Below are 18495 nucleotides of genomic sequence, written 5' to 3'. Positions count from 1 at the left end.
CGTCATGGTAGCTGAAAATGCCGGCGCGATGGGCGCGCCGGCCGCGCCGTGTTACGCCGGCACGCCGCGCGGGATGGCGCTGAGCAGGGTTTGCGTGTACGGATGCCTCGGGTTGCGGTACAGCTCGTCCGAGTTGGCCATCTCCACCACCTGCCCCTTGTGCATCACCATCACCTGGTCGGCCATGTATTTGACCACCGACAGGTCGTGCGAGATGAAGATGTAGCTCATGCCGAATTCGTCCTGCAAGTCTTGCAGCAGGTTCAGCACCTGGGCTTGCACCGACACGTCCAGCGCCGACACGGATTCGTCGCAGACGAGGATTTCCGGCTGCATAGTCAGGCAGCGGGCGATGGCGATGCGCTGCCGCTGGCCGCCGGAGAATTCGTGCGGGTAGCGGTGGAAGGCTTGCGCCGGCAGGCCGACTTTTTCCAGCAGCCAGTAGGCCTTGTCGATGCGTTCCTTGTCGGTGGCGCCGATTTTGTGGATGCGCATCGGTTCGAGCAGGATCTGGCCGACGGTGAAGCGCGGGTTCAGCGAGGCATACGGGTTCTGGAAGATGATCTGGATGCGCCGCTTGTACGGCAGGTATTCCTTGTCCGGCATGGCGATCAGGTCCTTGCCCTCGAACAGCGCCGTGCCGCCGCTGGCCTGGTGCAGGCGCAGCAGGGTCAGGCCGACCGTCGTCTTGCCCGAGCCGGATTCGCCGACGACGCCCAGCGTCTTGCCGCGCGGCAGGGTGAACGACACGTCCTTGACGGCGTGGAATTCGCGCTTGCCGAACAGGCCCTCGCGCAGGAAGAAACTTTTGCTCAGCTTGTCGACGACCAGCACGTTCTCCTCGCCGGCCACGTAGCCGCGGCTGCGCTGGCGCACGGCGGCGCCCGGCGCGGCCGCGCCGCTGATGTAGTCGTCGATGACGGGCAGGCGCCACGGCCGCTCGTCGAGCGAGGGCCGGCAGTGCAGCAGCGCCTTGGTGTAGGCGTCCTGCGGCGCCGTGAAGACCTGGCGCGTGGCGCCCGTCTCGCGCACGTCGCCGTGGCGCATGACGATGACGTGGTCGGCGATCTCGCCCACCAGCCCCAGGTCGTGGGTGATGAACAGCACCGACATCTGGTGTTTCTTTTGCAGCGCGGCGATCAGTTCCATGATCTGCTTCTGGATCGTCACGTCCAGCGCCGTCGTCGGCTCGTCGGCGATCAGCAGCTTCGGTTCGCAGGCGATCGCCATGGCGATCATGACGCGCTGTTGCTGGCCGCCCGACATCTGGCTCGGGTAGGCGTCGATCTTGCTGGCCGGGTCGGGGATGCCGACTTCCTGCAGCAGCGCCAGCGTGCGCGCGCGCGCCTGCTTGCCGTTCATGCCCATGTGCTGGCGCAGCACTTCGGCGATCTGGAAGCCGACCGTGAAGACCGGGTTGAGCGAGGACATCGGCTCCTGGAAGATCATCGAGATGTCCTTGCCGCACATGTCGCGCCGCTCGGCGTCCGACATGCGCAGCAGGTCGCGCCCGTCGAAGAGGATGCGGCTGTCCGGGTCGATGATGGTGGTTTCCGCCGGCAACAGGCCCATCACGGCCAGCGAGCTGACGGATTTGCCGCTGCCCGATTCGCCCACCAGGGCCACGGTGGCGTTGCGCGGCACGTTGAAGGAAATCGCCTTGACGGCTTCGAAGGTGTTCTTCTTGTCGGTGCGGAAGGTCACACGCAGATTGCGCACCTGTAGCAGGTTGTTGTGGCTGTCGGGTGTCATGGCCGCTCCTATTTCACTTTGGGGTCGAGCGCGTCGCGCAGGGCGTCGGTAAACAGCGAGAACGCCGTCACCAGCACCGCCATCGCCACGGCGGCGGCCGTCAATTGCCACCATTTGCCCAGAATTAACTCGTTTTGCGCCTCGTTCAGGATGCTGCCCCAGGACACCATGCCGACCGGCACGCCGAAGCCGAGGAAGCTGAGGATCACCTCGGCCTTGATGAAGCCGACGACGAGGATGGACATCTGCACCAGCGCGACGTGGCTGACGTTGGGGAAGATGTGCGAGAACATCTTGCGCCAGTGCGAGGCGCCGATGGCGTCGGCCGCCATCACGTATTCGCGCGCCTTGTGCTTGATGTATTCGGCGCGCATGAGGCGGTAGGGTCCGGTCCAGCCCGTCAAGCCGAGGATCAGCACGATGGTCAGCAAGCCTTTTTGCTGCAGCACGGCGGCCACCGTCAAGATCATCAGGATCGAGGGGATGGCCGTGAAGATGCTGTAGAACCAGGTGAAGAAGTCGTCGATGCGGCCGCCGTAATAGCCGGCGAAGGCGCCGAACAGGGTGCCCAGCAGCACCGCCAGCAGGGCCGCGACGAGGCCGACGACGATCGAGGTTTCCGCGCCCTTCACGGTTTTCTTCAGCACGTCGTGGCCCCATTTGTCGGCGCCGAATGGCAGGGTGGCGCGCTTCTCCGCCAGGCCGGCCTGGCGCGTCCCGGCCAGGCCGGCGCGCAGTTGCGCCACGTCGGCGGCCAGCGGGTCGGCCACGCCGTACATGTCCAGCGCCACGTCCGGGTTGGCGCCCAGCTCGGCGCGCAACTGGCGGATGTCCTCGGCCAGCGGGTCCAGCACATTGACTTCGGTGGCCGGCTGCGGGCCGGCCTTGGCGCCGCTGGCGCGCACGGCCGCCTCGCCGGCGCCCGTGAAGGTCGGCGGCGCGTAGCTGACGCCGACCTCGTCCTCCCAGTCGGCCACGATCAGGCCCGTGGACGACAGCACCAGCATCAGCAGGAAGGCGCCGACGACGCCCAGCGCCAGCATGGCCAGCCGGTCGGCGCGCAAACGGCGCCACGCCAGGGCCCACAGGCCCGGCGAAGAGTGAGTATTCGACATCGCTATCCTTACTTCAGTTGTACGCGTGGGTCAACGGCCTGGTACATCAGGTCGGTGAGCAGGTTGAAGACCATGGTCGCGGCGGCGACGTAGACGGTGATCGCCTTGATCACCGGGAAGTCGCTGCGCTCGACGGCCAGGATCACCTCGCGGCCGATGCCGGGGATGCCGAAGAAGCGCTCCAGCAGGAAGGCGCCGATCAGCAGGGCCGGCAGGTTCGACATCACGTGCGTGATGATGGGGATGGCGGCGTTGCGCAGCACATGCACCCACATGACGCGGCGCTCGGCCAGGCCCTTGGCGCGCGCCGTGCGCACATAGTCCTGGTTGACCTCGTCGAGGACGAAGGTGCGGAACAGCCGCAGCGTCGGGGCGATCGAGACGGCCAGGCCGATCAGGATAGGCAGCGTGGCGTAGCGCAGCAGGTTTTCCGCGAAGCTTTCGCCCCAGCCCTGCACGGGGAACAGGCCCAGCTTGTAGGCGAAGCCGTACTGGAAGACGATGATGTAGACGAGGATGGAAATCGACATGCCGACGGTGCAGGCGACCATCACGGCGCGGTCCGTCAGGGAGCCGCGCACGAAGGCGATGGCCAGCGCCAGCGCGATGCCGAAGAAGGTTTCCAGTATCGTCAGCGGCACCAGCACCGTCAGCGACGGCCCCAGGCGGCTGCCGATGATGTGCGAGACGGTTTCGCCGGTGGCCCAGCTCTGGCCGAAGTCGAAGGTGACGATCTGCTTAACGAAGATCCACAATTGCACGTAGTAGGGCTGGTCGACGCCCAGTTGGGCGCGGATGTTGGCGATGCTCTCGGCATTCGACATCTTGCCCGCCAGGATGTAGGCGGGGTCGCCGCCCACCCAGTTGAACAGGACGAACACCAGCAGCACGACGCCCAGCATGGTCGGCAGCATTTGCCACAGGCGGCGCAGTATATAAGCAAGCATGATTTTTCCTTAGCGAATATAAGCGCGGCTTATTTCGACTTGTCGATGTCGATGTATTGCCATTCCTGGTGCAGGATGGGGTGTTTTTTGTAGCCCAGCACGCTGGGCTGGGCCAGCATATTGCGGTAGCGGGCGTAACCCATCAGGGCGCCGGCGTTCACTTCCAGGTGGCGCGCCATCTTGTGGAACAGCACGTCGCGCTCCGGGCCGGCCGGCATCTTTTGGCTGGCCGCGTACAGCTTGTCGTATTCCGGGTCCTGGTAGCAGCCATTATTGTTCTGGTTGGTGTTCGGGCCGTAGAACAACTGCATGAAGTTGTCGCCGTCCGGGTAGTCGGCCAGCCACGGCGCGCTGCGGCTTTGCAGCTTGCAGAGCTTTTCCGCCTTCATGATGTCGGCGAAGATCATCCTGTCGTTGCGCATCTGGATGCCGATCGAGTTATAGGTCTTGCGCCACATTTCCGCCTGCAGCACGCCGCTGGCCTCGTTGCGCGACGCATACTGCAGCACCAGCGGCTTGCCGTCGGGCAGGGTGCGCCAGCCGTCCGGGCCCTTCTTGTAGCCGAACTTGTCGAGCAGCTTGTTGGCCAGCACGGGATCGTATTGCAGCAGGCTGCGGTAGTGCGGGTCGTGGCCGACCACGCCCGGCGGTATCGGGTATTCCATCTTTTGCGCCTGGCCGTTCCAGACGACGCGGATTTCCTCGTCGATGTTGTGGGCCATGGCGATGGCGCGGCGCAGCGCGATCTTTTCCTTCGAGAAGCCGCCCAGCACCGGGTCTTGCATATTCCAGTAGTAGTAAGTGATTTCCGGGTCGATCAGGCGCGACAGCTGCACGCCGCGGGCCGCCAGCTCCGGCCGCAGTTTGCCGTCGAGCATGGCCTTCGGCGCCAGCGGCCCGTCCAGCCAGAACAGGTCGGTGCCGCCGCTCTGGAAGGACAGCCAGCGCGACTGGTCCTCGATCAGCACGCTGATTTCGATGCGGCCGATCTGCGGCATCTTCTTGCCCTTCATTTGCGCGACGATGCGGACGTCGTCCGGGTCGTCGCCGGCCTTGAAGTCCCAGATCTCCGGCAAGTGGTCGGTGTTTTCCTCCAGCACGATGCGGTTGCCGCGCACCCACTGGCCCAGCTTGTAGACGCCGGTGCCGACGGGGTTGGAGGCGACCTCGCCCTTGACGTCGCCGTACATCTGCACCACTTCGCGCGCCAGCGCCGCCGCCGGCTCGTAGGCCAGGATCATGCCGAGGTTGAAGTCGGTCTGGGTCAGGTGGATGCGCAGCGTGTAGGGGTCGAGCAGCTCGAAGCCGGGGATCGCCTTGTCATAGTCGAACTTGCCGCTCTTTTTGGCGTCCTTGGCCAGTTGGTCCAGGCCGATCACCTTGTTCTCCAACAACCAGGCGTGCGGCGAGGCCAGCTTCGGGTCGAACAGCCGCTTCCACGAGTACACGAAGTCGGCCATCGTCAGCTCGCGCCGCTTGCCCTTGAAGGCGGGATCGGGCGTGAAGACTATGCCTTTTTTCAAGCGTATCGTGTACGTCTTGCCGTCCGCCGACACCTCGGGCAGGGCCGCCGCCGCGTGCGGCACCAGCGTGGCCGGGCGCGCCAGGTAGTCGTAGGTGAACAGCGGCTCGAAAATGGCTTGCGTGATGTGGTTGGAATACAGGTCGCGCGCGGTGGCCGGGTCGAAACCCGTCTCCGCCGCCGGCAGGATATAGCGCAATACCTTCACTGGCTGGCTCGGCTCGTTCGGCGCGGCCAGCGCCAGCGGCCCGAGGCCGCCCAGCGTCGCCGCCAGCGCCAAGCGCTGGACCCAATTTGATCTCATCTGCAACCCTTCCCTATCGTGTTGTGGGCGCGCCGTGTCGGCGCGCCGCCTTCGCCGCTCCCCGGATGGGGGAGCCGGCCTGCCCTGTCCGCCGCGGCGGCGCGCTTTGCGCCACGGCCAAAAAAGGCGTAACGATAACGCATATTTCGGCCCCTGGGCGAAAGCGGGCGGACATAAATATTTTCGCGCCGGGCCGCGCCGCCATTTGCTGCGGCGCAATATCAAACGGGGCCGCGGCGGCGCCGCCCGCCGGCCCCGCCGCGGCCGCGCCCGGCCCGATACATGAAACCTCAACTAAATGTGCTTGCTGCAAAACAGCATCGGCAAGATAGCCATTCATTAACGGTAAAAAATAAACAATATGACTGTTGTTTCTATGTTGAACGGCGCGCGCGCGCGCGTTGACAGGGGCCGGCGGGCAATGGTTTGATCGAAGAATTGAAATTTGTCAACATAGACTTTTCAATATAACTATCTGTACAGCAACTATTTCCCAGTATGGTTTTGATGTCCGGTCTTCCCGTTTACATGCAACTATTTTCTTGGAGTAATAGCAATGATGATGGAAACAGTTATCGCCCGTTCCGTGCGCCTATTCTGCGCGGGCGGCGCCGCCGCCCTGCTGACCCTGCCGGCGCTGGCCCAGGACGCGCCCATCCAGCGCGTCGAAATCACCGGTTCGAGCATCAAGCGCGCCAGCGCCGAGACGGCCTCGCCGGTCCAGGTCATCGGCCGCGATGACCTGCTCAAATCGGGCAAGGCCAGCGTCGCCGAATACCTGCAAACCCTGACCGTCGACGGCGCCGGCTCGCTGCCCACCGGCTTCGGCAACGGCTTCGCCGCCGGCTCGACGGCGATCTCGCTGCGCGGCCTGGGCGCCACCTCGACCCTGGTGCTGCTCAACGGCAGGCGCATGGCGCCGTTCGCCCGCGCCGACGACGGCCAGAAGAGCTTCACCGACATGAGCACGGTGCCGATGCAGATCGTCGAACGCATCGAGATCCTCAAGGACGGCGCCTCCTCCACCTACGGCGCCGACGCCATCGCCGGCGTCGTCAACATCATCTTGCGCAAGGACTTCGAGGGCATGCTGCTCAAGGCCGACACCGGCCTGTCCGGCGAGGGCGACGCCAAGCAGCACAAGGTATCGTTCAGCTTCGGCAAGGGCAATCTCGACAGCGACAAGTTCAACGTCGTCTTCAACGCCGAGTACGCCAAGTCGGACATGTTGTTCAACAAGGACCGCGCCGGCCGCGCCTGGATAGGCAAGGGCGATCTGCGCGCCTACGGCTACCCGATCGGCACCCAGTTCGGCCTCGGCTACATCAATGGCAATAACGACGCCACGGCCAGCCCGGCCGGCTCGATCCGCAACCCGACCACGCTCGACTATGTCTCCCTGCCCGGCTGCGCCGCGCTGTCGACGTCCGCGCCGCCCGACCCGAAGGGCGGCTGCGTCTGGCACCAGGACCAGTTCCGCGCCATGCAGCCGAAAATCGAATCGATCAATCTCTACACGCGCGGCACCCTGCAGCTGAACGCCGACACCCAGTTGTACGCCGAGCTGGGCTACTCGAAGCGCGACACCGCGTTCACCCTGGTGCCGCCGTCGATCACCCCGACCGTGGCCTTCCCGTCCAGCGCCGCCAATCCGGCCGGCGTCATCAACTACGGCTCCGGCGCCGGCACCGCCATCCTGCTGGCCGCCAACCACCCGCAAAACCCGTATGGCGTGCCGGTGCGCGTGCGCTACAGCGCCTTCGACGTCGGCGCCAGCACGCGCAAGGCGAACAACGAGTTCAACCGTTTCGTCATCGGCGCCAGGGGCAGCTTCGCCGGCTGGGACTACGACAGCGCCTATGTGCACTCGGAATCGAAGCTGCACCTGGACTACAGCAATATGCTGAACCTGAACGTCGTCAAGGCGGCGCTGGGCGACCCGACCAGCAAGTACTTCCCCTACTACATCGGCGCCGAGGCGGGCAAGAACCCGGCCTCCCTGTACGCGGCGATGGCGCGCAGCCTGCGCTCCGATTCGAAGACCAAACTCGACATCATCGACATCAAGGCTTCGCGCGAACTGTTCGCCCTGCCCGGCGGCACGATGGGCCTGGCCGTCGGCGCCGAACACCGCCGCGAAAAGCTCGACAACCCTTCGCTCGACGGCACCAGCGACGGCTCGGTGAACTCGAATTACGTCGCCGCCAAGGGCGACAGCAAGGTGTCGGCCGTCTACGCCGAAGTGCTGGCGCCGCTCGTGAAAACGGTCGAACTGTCGGCCGCGCTGCGCTACGATAAATACCAGAACTTCAACTCGACCACGCCCAAGCTGGGCGCCAAGTGGACGCCGCTGAAGAACTTCGCCTTGCGCGGCACCTACTCGAAAGGCTTCCGCGCCCCCGGCCCGGCCGAGTCGGGCACGGCAAGCCAGAGCACGGGCGCGGCGCCCACGGTCGACCCGGTGCGCTGCCCGGACGGCAAGACGCCGTTGCCGGGCGCCACCTCGACGGATTGCAACATCACCATCAACGCCGTCAAGCTGGGCAATCCGGACTTGAAGCCGGAGACGTCGAAGGGTTACACGCTGGGCCTCGTGTGGGACCCGTTCGACGACACCAGCGTGTCGCTGGACGCGTGGAAAATCAAGCGCAGCAATGAAATCAACCCGCTGCCCTACAACGAGGCGGCCGCGCTGCCCAACGCCATCCGCGCCGACAACAACCTGACCATCAACGGCGTCGTCACGCCCAACACCGGCACGCTGCTGCTGGCCAAGGCGCCCTACCGCAACTCCAGCTTCACGGAGATCAAGGGCATCGACCTGGACGTCAAGCAGCGCCTGCGCCTGGGCGAATACGGCCGCGCCACCATCGGCCTGACCTGGACCCACATCGCCTCCTGGTTGCGGGCCGAGTCCGACACGGTGCGCTACCAGTTCGCCGGCACCCACGGCAATTGCGACACCTCGAACTGCGCCGGCACGCCGAAGGACAAGATCAACCTCGTCACCTCCTGGGACAAGGCGGACTGGAACGTCACGGCCACGCTGAACTACCGCTCGGACATGAAGAACATCAAGTTCGAGGGCGCCAAATGCGCCACGGTGCTGGCCAACGGCAGCGACGCGCCCAACGGTTGCAGCATAGCCTCGTTCACGACGCTGGACTTGTCGGCGCGCTGGAACTACAGCAAGGCGCTGCAACTGTTCGCCTCGGTGGCCAACGTCACCGACAAGATCGCGCCGCTGGACCCGCTGACCTACGGCGGCATGAGCTACAACCCGATGGACGCCAGCGGCGCCATCGGCCGCTACTTCAAGGTCGGCGCCAGCTACAGGTTTAACTAAGCGCCGCGCCGGAGCGCCCCGCCGAAGCGCCCCGCCGAAGCGCCGCGCCGGCCGGCAAGGGCGGTGAGCGATCACCGCCTTTTTTTGCGCGGCGCCAAACAAACGCCGGCGGCACGTTGTTTAAATGCACAATTAATTGGTACTGATTGACACCAGGCGCAAGTCCTCGTTACATTTACTTGCCAATAATGCTAAGTTTTTTAACAATTTTTCTCCTGCCGGGGCAGCCGCCCCGCAGCCATCCCCCCGTCATCGCCAACCACGCTTTTTTAGGGAGTTCCGCATGTTCAGAGAAACACTGTTGTCGCGTTCCATCCGCACCCTGTGCGCCGCCGGCATCGGCCTCGCCGCCCAAGCCGCGCTGGCGCAGGACGCGCCCATGCAAAGAGTCGAAGTGACGGGTTCGTCGATCAAGCGCCTGGTGTCGGAAACGGCCAATCCGCTGACGGTCTTCAAGGCCGAGGAATTCGCCAAGCAGGGTTTGACGACGGCCCAGGAAGTGCTGAGCAAGATCCCGGCGAACCAGACCAGCGTGAGCAGCGGCAACGCCGTCGGCGGCAGCTCCAGCGGCCTGCCCACGGGCGGCCAGTCCAGCGCCGACTTGCGCGGCCTGGGCGGCGACAAGACCCTGGTGCTGCTCAACGGCAGGCGCATCGCCAACCACCCCTACGACGGCGCCAGCGTCGACCTGAACATCATCCCCCTGTCGGCGCTGGACCGGGTCGAGGTGCTGCGCGACGGCGCCTCCGCCATCTACGGCACGGACGCCATCGGCGGCGTGATCAACTTCATCACCAAGCGCGCCATCAACAGCACCAACATCACCGCCGAAATCATCGCCCCGCAGCACAAGGGCGCCGCCGAGCAGCGCCTGAACCTGTCGGGCGGCTACGGCAAGCTCGACCAGGACGGCTTCAACGTCTTCGGCGTCGTCGACATCCACAAGCAGGGCGTGCTGACGTCGCAGGACCGCGACTTCGCGAAGACCGGCGTGGCGCTCGAGCGCGGCTCCAGCACGACCAGCGGCATCACCTTCCCCGGCAATTACCACGATCCCCTCTCCAAGGCTTCGGGCAACCCCGGCTTCGCCAGCGGCTGCCTGCCGCCCCTGTCCATCCCCAGCACCAACGGCACCGGCACCTGCCGCCAGGACTACACGCGGCAGATCGACATCTTGCCGGAACAGCGGCAGATCGCCTTTTTCGGCAAGGGCGTGCTGAAGGTGGCCGGCTCCCACTTGGCCACGCTGGAATACCTGCACTCGGAAAACAAGGTGAAGACGCGCACGGCGCCGCCGCCGCAGCAAAACCTGATTTTGCCGATCAGCAGCCCCTACTATCCCGGCAACGCCGGCGGCGTGCCGGCCCAGCCCGGCCTGTCCGGCGGGCCGCTGGAGGTCAGCTGGCGCCCCATCGAGGCGGGCCAGCGGCAGATCGACTCGAAGGGCAGCGCCGACCGCCTGGTGGCGGCGCTGGAGGGGGAATGGAGCGGCTGGGATTACAAGACCGGCTTGAGCCACGCGATCAGCAAATCGTCCGAAGTCTTCACGGGCGGCTATGTGCAAGACGCGTCCTTCGCGGCCGGCGTCCTCAACGGCGTGCTCAATCCCTTCGCCCCGCAAACCCCGGCCGGCCTGGCCTACATGGCCGGCACGGCCCTGCGCGGCGAAGTGCAGCACGCGAGCGTGACCACGAACGGCATCGACGCCAAGGCCAGCCGCGAACTGATGCCGATGGCGGGCGGGCCGATGGCCATCGCCGTGGGCGCCGAATGGCGCCGCGAAAAAGCCGACTTCTACGTCAACCGCGACATCGCCGGCCAGGCCGCCAGTTCCGGGCTGTCCGGCTCGCTGTCGAAAAACGGCTCGCGCAATATCAAGGCCGTGTTCGGCGAATTGAGCCTGCCGCTGATCAAGGACCTGGACGTGCAGCTGGCCGTGCGCTACGACAATTACAGCGACGTCGGCAGCACCACCAACCCGAAAGTGGGCCTGCGCTACCAACCCAGCAAGCAGGTGCTGCTGCGCGGCTCGGCCAGCACCGGTTTCCGCGCCCCGACGCTGTTCGAGAAAAACGCGCCGCCGTCGAAGAACGACACCAGCAACACCTATGACGACCCGGTGTTCTGCCCGGGCGGCAAGCCGATTCCGGCCGCCAACCCCTCGCGCGACTGCGACCAGCAGCAGTACAAGCTGCAGGGCGGCAAGCTCGACTTGAAACCGGAAAAATCCACCACCTTCGCCTTCGGCATCGTCGTCGAGCCGGTCAAGGAATTGACCGTGGCCCTCGATTACTGGAACATCAAACTCAAGGACAAGATTTCCGCGCTGCCGGAACAATCCGTGTTCGGCAACTACGAAAAATACAAGGCCCTGTTCCTGCGCAACGCCGACGGCACGCCTTACGCGATCCAGGATTTCAACGACAACCTGGGCGAGGTCAAGACGGACGGCCTGGACCTGAGCGTGAACCTGCGCCTGCCGGCCAAGGACTATGGCAACATCACGCTGTCGCTGGACGGCACCTATGTGCACAAGTATGAGTACCAGAACGAGCGCAACGGCGAGTTCATCCAGAACGTCGGCCGCTACGCCGACAACGGCCCCGTGTTCCGCTGGAAGCACAACCTGGCGCTGAACTGGCGCATGGGCGACTGGGGCGCGACGCTGGCCCAGTCCTTCACGTCCGGCTACACGGACCAGAACCTCGTCGCGCCCGCCTTCAAGGGCCATGTGCCGTCATACAGCCTGTTCAACGTCTCCGGCAGCTACGCCGGCGTGCCGGGCCTGCTGCTGACGGCCGGCGTGAAAAACCTGCTCGACAAGCAGCCGCCGTTCAGCAACCAGGGCACGATGTTCCAGAAGGGTTACGATCCGCGCTACACGGACCCGATCGGGCGGGCCTTCTACGTGCGCGGCAGTTACACCTTCTAAGCTCAGGCGTCTTCGCACAGGCGGCGCTGGCGCACGGCGGCCGCCAGCCCCTCCAGCACGGCGACGCTGTGCTGCCAGTCGATGCAGCCGTCCGTGACGGACTGGCCGTACACCAGCTCGCGGCCCGCCACCAGGTCCTGGCGGCCCGCCACCAGGTTCGACTCGACCATCACGCCGACGATGCGGGCGTCGCCGCCGGCCACCTGGGCGGCGATGTCGGCGCACACGGGCACCTGGTTTTCCGGCTTCTTCGAGCTGTTCGCGTGCGAGGCGTCGATCATCAGCCGCGCCGCCAGGCCCTGGGCGCCGATGGCCTTGCACGCCTCGTCGACGCTGGCCGCGTCATAGTTCGGCGCCTTGCCGCCGCGCAGGATGATGTGGCAATCCTCGTTGCCGTTGGTCGAGACAATGGCCGAGTGGCCGCCCTTCGTGACGGAGAGGAAATGGTGGGGCTGCGACGCCGCCTTGATCGCCTCGACGGCGATCTTGACGTTGCCGTCCGTGCCGTTCTTGAAGCCGACCGGGCAGGACAGGCCCGAGGCCAGCTCGCGGTGCACCTGCGACTCGGTGGTGCGGGCGCCGATGGCGCCCCAGCTGACCAGGTCGGCGATGTATTGCGGACTGATGACGTCGAGGAATTCCGTGCCGGCCGGCAGGCCCAGCTCGTTGATGTCGCGCAGCAGCTCGCGCGCCATGCGCAGGCCGTCGTTGATGCGGAAGCTGTTGTCCATGTAGGGGTCGTTGATCAAACCCTTCCAGCCCACCGTCGTGCGCGGCTTTTCGAAGTACACGCGCATGACGATCTCCAGCTCGCCGGCGAAGCGGGCGCGCTCCTTGACCAGCAGGCGGGCGTATTCCATGGCCGCCTTGGTGTCGTGGATCGAGCACGGGCCGATGACGACCATCAGGCGGTCGTCCTGGCCGTGCAGGATGCGGTGCAGCGCGATGCGCGCGTCGGCCGCCGTCTGGCCGGCCACCTCGGAGCAGGCGAATTCGCGGATCAGGTGCGACGGCGGCGTTAATTCCTTCATTTCGCGGATGCGCAGGTCGTCGGTGCGTGGCATGGTGTTCTCCAAAAATGAAACGTCGGGATAAAAAAAAACCGCCATCGCTGGCGGTTTTGAAGGATTTGCTGGGATCTCGTCTTGCTTGCTACGTGAACCGGCCGCTACTCCACCGCCATGGGTGTGGAATTGCTAAAGTAAAAGTAGCCGGTAAAGAAAGCGAAGCTGAACATAGTCGGAATCCATAAAAGTCGCACCGACTATACCGCCAATTGGCGGCCCTTGGCAAGTGAATTGTCTTTTGGAACTCTGTCGCGCCACCGCGACAGCCTCGGCGCGCGCGGCGCGCACCTCTGATGTAACTCCAAGGCGGGCCCGGCCCGGCGCGCAACACTGGCAGCTCCGGACGCGTGCGCGCAGCGGCGCGCCGGGCGCCGCCGCGACGGCCCCACCCACCTGCCCGAGGAGAATCCCCATGCGACCATCCCCCCTATCCCGTTCCCGCCGCGGCCTGTGCGCCGGCGCCGCCTGCGGCCTGGCCCTGCTGGCGCCGGCGGCGCCGGCCCAGGACGCGCCGGCCCAGGACGCGCCGATGCAGCGCGTCGAAATCACCGGCTCGTCGATCAAGCGCCTGGCCGCGCAGACGGCCTTGCCGATCACCACCATCCGCGCCGAGGACTTCGCCAAACAGGGCTTGACGACGGCCCAGGAAGTGCTCAACACGATCCCCATGAACCAGAGTTCGACGGGGGCCAGCCAGTCGGTCGGCAGCGGCACCGGCGGGCGCGCCGTGGCCGACCTGCGCGGCCTGGGCGGCGACAAGACCCTGGTGCTGCTGAACGGCCGGCGCCTGGCCAACCACCCGTTCAACGCCGACACGGTCGACCTGAACATCCTCCCCGTCGCCGCGCTGGAACGGGTCGAGGTGCTGCGCGACGGCGCCTCCGCCATCTACGGCACGGACGCCATCGGCGGCGTCATCAACTTCATCACCAAGCGCTCCGTCCAGGGCGGGGCCGTGGCGGCCGAGCTGTACGCGCCGCAGCGCCCGGGCGGCGGCGACGAGCAGCGCTTCAACCTCAGCGGCGGCTTCGGCGACCTCGCCACGGACGGCTACAATCTGTTCGGCGTGTTCGACGTCCACCACCAGGGCGCGCTGCCGGCCGCGGCGCGGCGCTTTTCGCGCACCGGCGTGCGGCCCGAGCGGGGCGTCAGCCAGACCAGCGGCACGCCCTTCCCGGCCAACTTCTTTTCCGACAACGGCATCGCCGGCAACCCCGGCTACCTCGGCGGCTGCCTGCCGCCGGCCTCGATCCCCAACCCGGACACGAGCCGGCTCACCTGCCGCTTCGACTACTCGTCCTTTGTCGACGACCTGCCGGCGACGCGCCAGGAAACCGTGCTCGGGCGCGCCTCCTACAAACTGGGCGCCGACCACACGGCGGCCCTGGAATGGCTGCATAGCCGCAGCACCAACACCTCGGCGGTGGCGCCGCCGCCGCTGGCGCCGCCCGACGTCCAGCTGATCATGCACGCCAGCAGCCCCTACTACCCGGGCGGCAGCGCCGGCGTGCCGGCCGTGGCCGGCCTCGGCGGCGAAGACCTGACGCTGAGCTGGCGCCCCCTCGTCACCGGCAAGCGCCGGCAATTCGACACCAGCATCTCCGACCGCGTCGTGCTCAGCCTGGACGGCGCGCTGCACGGCTGGGACTACAACAGCGCGCTGAGCCACTCGATCAGCCGGGCCCGCAGCACCTTCACGGGCGGCTATGTGATCGACGCCCGCATCGTCGAGGGCATCGGCCAGGGCATCCTGAACCCCTTCGGCGCGCAGGACGCGGCCGGGGCCGCCTTCCTCGCCGATTCCCTGCTGCTGGGGAAATTCCTCGACGCCAAAATGAGCAGCAGCGCGCTCGACTTCAAGGCCAGCCGCGACCTGACGACGCTGCCGGGCGGCCCGCTCGGCTTCGCCGTCGGCGCCGAATGGCGCCACGACAAGGCCCGCTACCTGGTCGACCGCGCGTTGGCGTCGCAGGCGTCCAGCTCCGGCTATTCGGAGGCGCTGGACCAGTTCGGCAGCCGCAATATCGGCGCCGTGTTCGGCGAACTCAACGTTCCCGTGCTGAAGGGCCTGGAGCTGAACCTGGCGCTGCGCCACGACCGCTACAGCGACGTCGGCGGCAGCACCAACCCGAAAGTGTCGCTGCGCTACCAGCCCGGCGCGCAAGTGCTGCTGCGCGCCTCGTACAACCGCGGCTTCCGCGCGCCCACGCTGTTCGACCTGCACGGCCCGCAGACCAGCACCAACACCTCCGACACCTACGACGACCCGCTGCTGTGCCCGGGCGGCACGGCGGTGCCCGGCGCCAACCCGAACGTCGTCTGCCAGCAGCAGCAAAAAGTGCGGCAGGGCGGCAATCCCGAGGTGCGCCCGGAAAAGTCCAAGACCTACAGCATCGGCGTCGCCATCGAGCCGGTGCGCGACCTCACGCTCTCGCTCGACTACTGGAACATCAAGCTGCGCGACCAGATCAATTTCCTCGCCGAGCAGACCATCTTCGCCGACTACGCCAAATACCGCGACCTGTTCCACTACAGCGCCGACGGCAGGCAGCTCGACTATGTGCTCGACATCACGCAAAACCTGGGCGAGGTGCACACCCGCGGCGTCGACGTCAGCGTCAACTGGCGCCTGCCGAAAAACCGCTTCGGCAGCTTCACGCTGCAGGCCGACGGCACCTACGTCGACAAATACGACTACCAGAACGAGCGCGGCGGCCCGTTCACGGCCAACGCCGGCATCTACGCGGACGCGACGCCGGTGTTCCGCTGGCGCCATAACATTTTGCTGGCCTGGAGTCTGGGCAAATGGAATATCAACCTGGGCAACCGTTACCTGTCCGGCTACACCGACCAGAACGCCGTCGACGCGGCCTTCAAGCAGCGCGTCGGCGCGTACTCGACCTGGTCGCTGTCGGGCAGTTACACGGGGATCAAGAATGTCGAGCTGACAGCTGGCGTGAAGAACCTGACGGACCGGGAGCCGCCCTACACGAACCAGCAAACGACCTTCCAGCAAGGCTACGATCCGCGCTACACGGACCCCTTGGGCAGGACGTTTTACGTGCGCGGCAAATACAGCTTCTGAGCGCCGGCGGGTAAAGAGCGGACGCGGCCCCGCCCTAGGGCGGGGCTCCAGGACTTAGGCGGTGCCGCCGACGGTGACGCCGTCGATGCGCAGCGTCGGCTGGCCGACGCCGACGGGCACGCTCTGGCCCTCCTTGCCGCAGACGCCGACACCGGAATCGAGGCGCATGTCGTTGCCTATCATCGACACGCGGTTCAGCACGTCAGGGCCGTTGCCGATCAGCGTGGCGCCCTTGACCGGGTAGCTGAGCTTGCCGTTTTCTATCATATACGCCTCGCTGGCCGAGAAGACGAACTTGCCGTTCGTGATGTCGACCTGGCCGCCGCCGAAATTGACGGCGTACAGACCGTTCTTGACGGAGGCGAGGATTTCCTCCGGGTCCTTGTCGCCGGCCAGCATATACGTGTTGGTCATGCGCGGCATCGGCAGGTGGGCGAACGATTCGCGCCGCGCATTGCCCGTCACCGGCATCTTCATCAGGCGCGCGTTCATCGTGTCCTGGATGTAGCCCTTCAGGATGCCGTCCTCGATCAGCGTCGTGCACTGGGTCGGGTTGCCCTCGTCGTCCATGTTCAGCGAGCCGCGGCGGTCCGCCAGCGTGCCGTCGTCGACGACGGTGACGCCCTTGGCGGCGACGCGCTCGCCGATGCGCCCGGAAAACGCCGACGAGCCCTTGCGGTTGAAATCGCCTTCGAGGCCGTGGCCGATGGCCTCGTGCAGCAGCACGCCGGGCCAGCCCGGTCCCAGCACGATCGTCATCGGCCCGGCCGGGGCCGGCCGCGCGTCGAGGTTGACGATGGCCGAGTTGACGGCCTCCGTCGCATATTGTTCCAGCACGGCGTCGCTGAAGTAGTCATAGCTGTAGCGCCCGCCGCCGCCGGACGAACCCATCTCGCGCCGGCCGTTCTGCTCGGCGATGACGGTCACCGACACGCGCACCAGCGGCCGGATGTCGGCCGCCAGCACGCCGTCGCTGCGCACCACCAGCACGACGTCGTATTCGCCGGCCAGGCCGGCCATCACCTGCACCACGCGGGGGTCTTTGGCGCGCGCCATTTTCTCGACGCGCTCCAGCAGCTTCACCTTGGCCGTCGCGTCGAGCGAGTCGAGCGGGTCGTTCGGCAGGTACAGCGAGCGGCCGCCCTGCTGGCGCATGCTGCCGGCCACCTTGACCTTGCCGGCGCCGGCGCGGGCGATGGTGCGCGTGGCCGCCGCCGCCTCCAGCAGCGCGTTTTCGGAAATTTCGTCCGAATACGAAAACGCCGTCTTGTCGCCCGACACGGCGCGCACGCCGACGCCCTGGTCGATCGAGAAGCTGCCCGTCTTGACGATGCCCTCCTCCAGGCTCCAGCCCTCGTTCTTGGTGAACTGGAAGTACAGGTCGGCGTAGTCGACCTTGTGGGTGAACATCGTGCCGAGCGCCTTCAACAGCTTCGCCTCGTCCAGTCCGAACGGCGTCAGCAGGATGTCGCGGGCCACGGCCAGCGTGGAGAGATTCGGTTCAAATAGGATCATGATCGTGTCTTTTCGTGGGTTTTGTTCAAATATGCGGAATGCCGCCTACATGGTCCGGTGGCGCAGCGCCGGCAGCGACTCGCGCACGCTGGCCAGAAACAGCGGGTCGATGTCGCCGCTGACGACGCCCTCGCCCTCGGGCAGCATGGCCTTGATCTCGCCCCAGGGGTCGATCAGCATGCTGTGGCCCCAGGTGCGGCGGCCGTTCGGGTGCAGCCCGCCCTGGGCGGCGGCCAGCACATAGCACTGGTTTTCGATGGCCCGGGCACGCAGCAGCACTTCCCAGTGCGCCAGGCCGGTGGTGTGGGTGAACGCGGCCGGCACGACGATCAGCGCGCACGCGCCCATCGCCCGGTACAGCTCGGGGAAGCGCAGGTCGTAGCAGACGGACAGGCCGACGCGGCCGAACGGCGCCTCGAAACTGCCCACCGCCGCGCCCGGCACGATGGTGCGCGACTCGTCGTACGATTCGCCGCCGCGGGTGAAGCCGAACAGGTGGATCTTGTCGTAGCGCCCGGCCGGCCGGCCCTGCGGGTCGTAGACCAGCGTCGTGTTCAAGACCTTGCCGTCCTGGCCGGACGCCAGCGGCAGCGTGCCGCCGATCAGCCAGACGCCGTGCTCGCGCGCCATCTGCGCCATAAAATCCTGGATCGGGCCGCTGCCGGGCTGTTCGGCGTGCGCCACCTTGTCGCTGTCGCTCTGGCCCATGATGGCCCAGTATTCCGGCAGCGTCACCAGGCAGGCGCCGGTGGCGGCCGCCTGGCCGATCAGGCGGCGCGCCGCCGCGATGTTCTGCTGCACCGACGGCGACGAAATCATCTGTACTGCTGCAACTGTGTTCATACCCTCTCCTGCCTGCGTCATGCCGCGTTATCCTGTGTAAAGCCGGGGCGTACTCCCCGGGGTCCGC

General features: G+C 66.3%; 10 protein-coding genes. 3 read left to right on the top strand and 7 right to left on the bottom strand.

Features of this window, described 5'->3' with window-relative positions:
- Nucleotides 1-51: 51 nt before the first annotated feature.
- The 4 genes from OIK44_RS06685 to OIK44_RS06670 are packed head-to-tail and all read right to left on the bottom strand — an operon-like array spanning nucleotide 52 to nucleotide 5640.
- Nucleotides 52-1752, bottom strand: coding sequence for an ABC transporter ATP-binding protein (locus tag OIK44_RS06685; protein WP_273669954.1), 1701 nt, complete (start codon nucleotides 1750-1752; stop codon nucleotides 52-54).
- 8 nt (nucleotides 1753-1760) lie between these two features.
- Nucleotides 1761-2867, bottom strand: a complete 1107-nt coding sequence (locus OIK44_RS06680; RefSeq protein WP_273669953.1) for an ABC transporter permease — start codon at nucleotides 2865-2867, stop codon at nucleotides 1761-1763.
- An 8-nt stretch (nucleotides 2868-2875) separates the two neighbouring features.
- Entirely contained in the window at nucleotides 2876-3814 is a 939-nt protein-coding gene (locus tag OIK44_RS06675; protein ID WP_273669952.1) for an ABC transporter permease, read from the bottom strand.
- A 29-nt stretch (nucleotides 3815-3843) separates the two neighbouring features.
- Nucleotides 3844-5640 (bottom strand): ABC transporter substrate-binding protein, encoded by a 1797-nt coding sequence (locus OIK44_RS06670; RefSeq protein WP_273669951.1) that lies wholly within the window; start codon nucleotides 5638-5640, stop codon nucleotides 3844-3846.
- A gap of 562 nt (nucleotides 5641-6202) precedes the next feature.
- Between OIK44_RS06670 and OIK44_RS06665 the strand changes: the two genes are divergently transcribed.
- Together OIK44_RS06665 and OIK44_RS06660 are read left to right on the top strand one after the other, a co-directional pair.
- Entirely contained in the window at nucleotides 6203-8986 is a 2784-nt protein-coding gene (locus tag OIK44_RS06665; protein WP_273669950.1) for a TonB-dependent receptor, read from the top strand.
- Between the two features lie 283 nt (nucleotides 8987-9269).
- Complete coding sequence (locus OIK44_RS06660; RefSeq protein ID WP_273669949.1) at nucleotides 9270-11918, top strand: TonB-dependent receptor; 2649 nt, start codon at nucleotides 9270-9272, stop codon at nucleotides 11916-11918.
- Between the two features lie 2 nt (nucleotides 11919-11920).
- Here the strand turns inward: OIK44_RS06660 and aroG are convergent, their stop codons facing one another.
- Nucleotides 11921-12982: a 3-deoxy-7-phosphoheptulonate synthase AroG gene (gene aroG, locus OIK44_RS06655; protein ID WP_273669948.1), complete on the bottom strand. Its 1062-nt coding sequence runs from the start codon at nucleotides 12980-12982 to the stop codon at nucleotides 11921-11923.
- Nucleotides 12983-13397: 415 nt separating this feature from the next.
- Here aroG and OIK44_RS06650 point away from each other — a divergent pair, with 415 nt between their 5' ends.
- A complete protein-coding gene (locus OIK44_RS06650; protein ID WP_273669947.1) occupies nucleotides 13398-16070 on the top strand; it encodes a TonB-dependent receptor in 2673 nt (890 codons plus the stop codon).
- A 54-nt stretch (nucleotides 16071-16124) separates the two neighbouring features.
- Here the strand turns inward: OIK44_RS06650 and tldD are convergent, their stop codons facing one another.
- Together tldD and OIK44_RS06640 are read right to left on the bottom strand one after the other, a co-directional pair.
- Entirely contained in the window at nucleotides 16125-17585 is a 1461-nt protein-coding gene (gene tldD / locus OIK44_RS06645) for a metalloprotease TldD (RefSeq protein WP_273669946.1), read from the bottom strand.
- A gap of 45 nt (nucleotides 17586-17630) precedes the next feature.
- The gene (locus OIK44_RS06640; RefSeq protein WP_273669945.1) at nucleotides 17631-18428 is read right to left on the bottom strand and encodes a carbon-nitrogen hydrolase family protein; all 798 of its coding nucleotides are present in this window, start codon (nucleotides 18426-18428) and stop codon (nucleotides 17631-17633) included.
- Nucleotides 18429-18495: the final 67 nt, after the last annotated feature.

Source organism: Janthinobacterium fluminis, from assembly GCF_028595325.1.
Taxonomy (GTDB): Bacteria; Pseudomonadota; Gammaproteobacteria; order Burkholderiales; family Burkholderiaceae_D; genus Janthinobacterium; species Janthinobacterium fluminis.
This window is presented reverse-complemented; position numbering and strand designations above follow the sequence as displayed.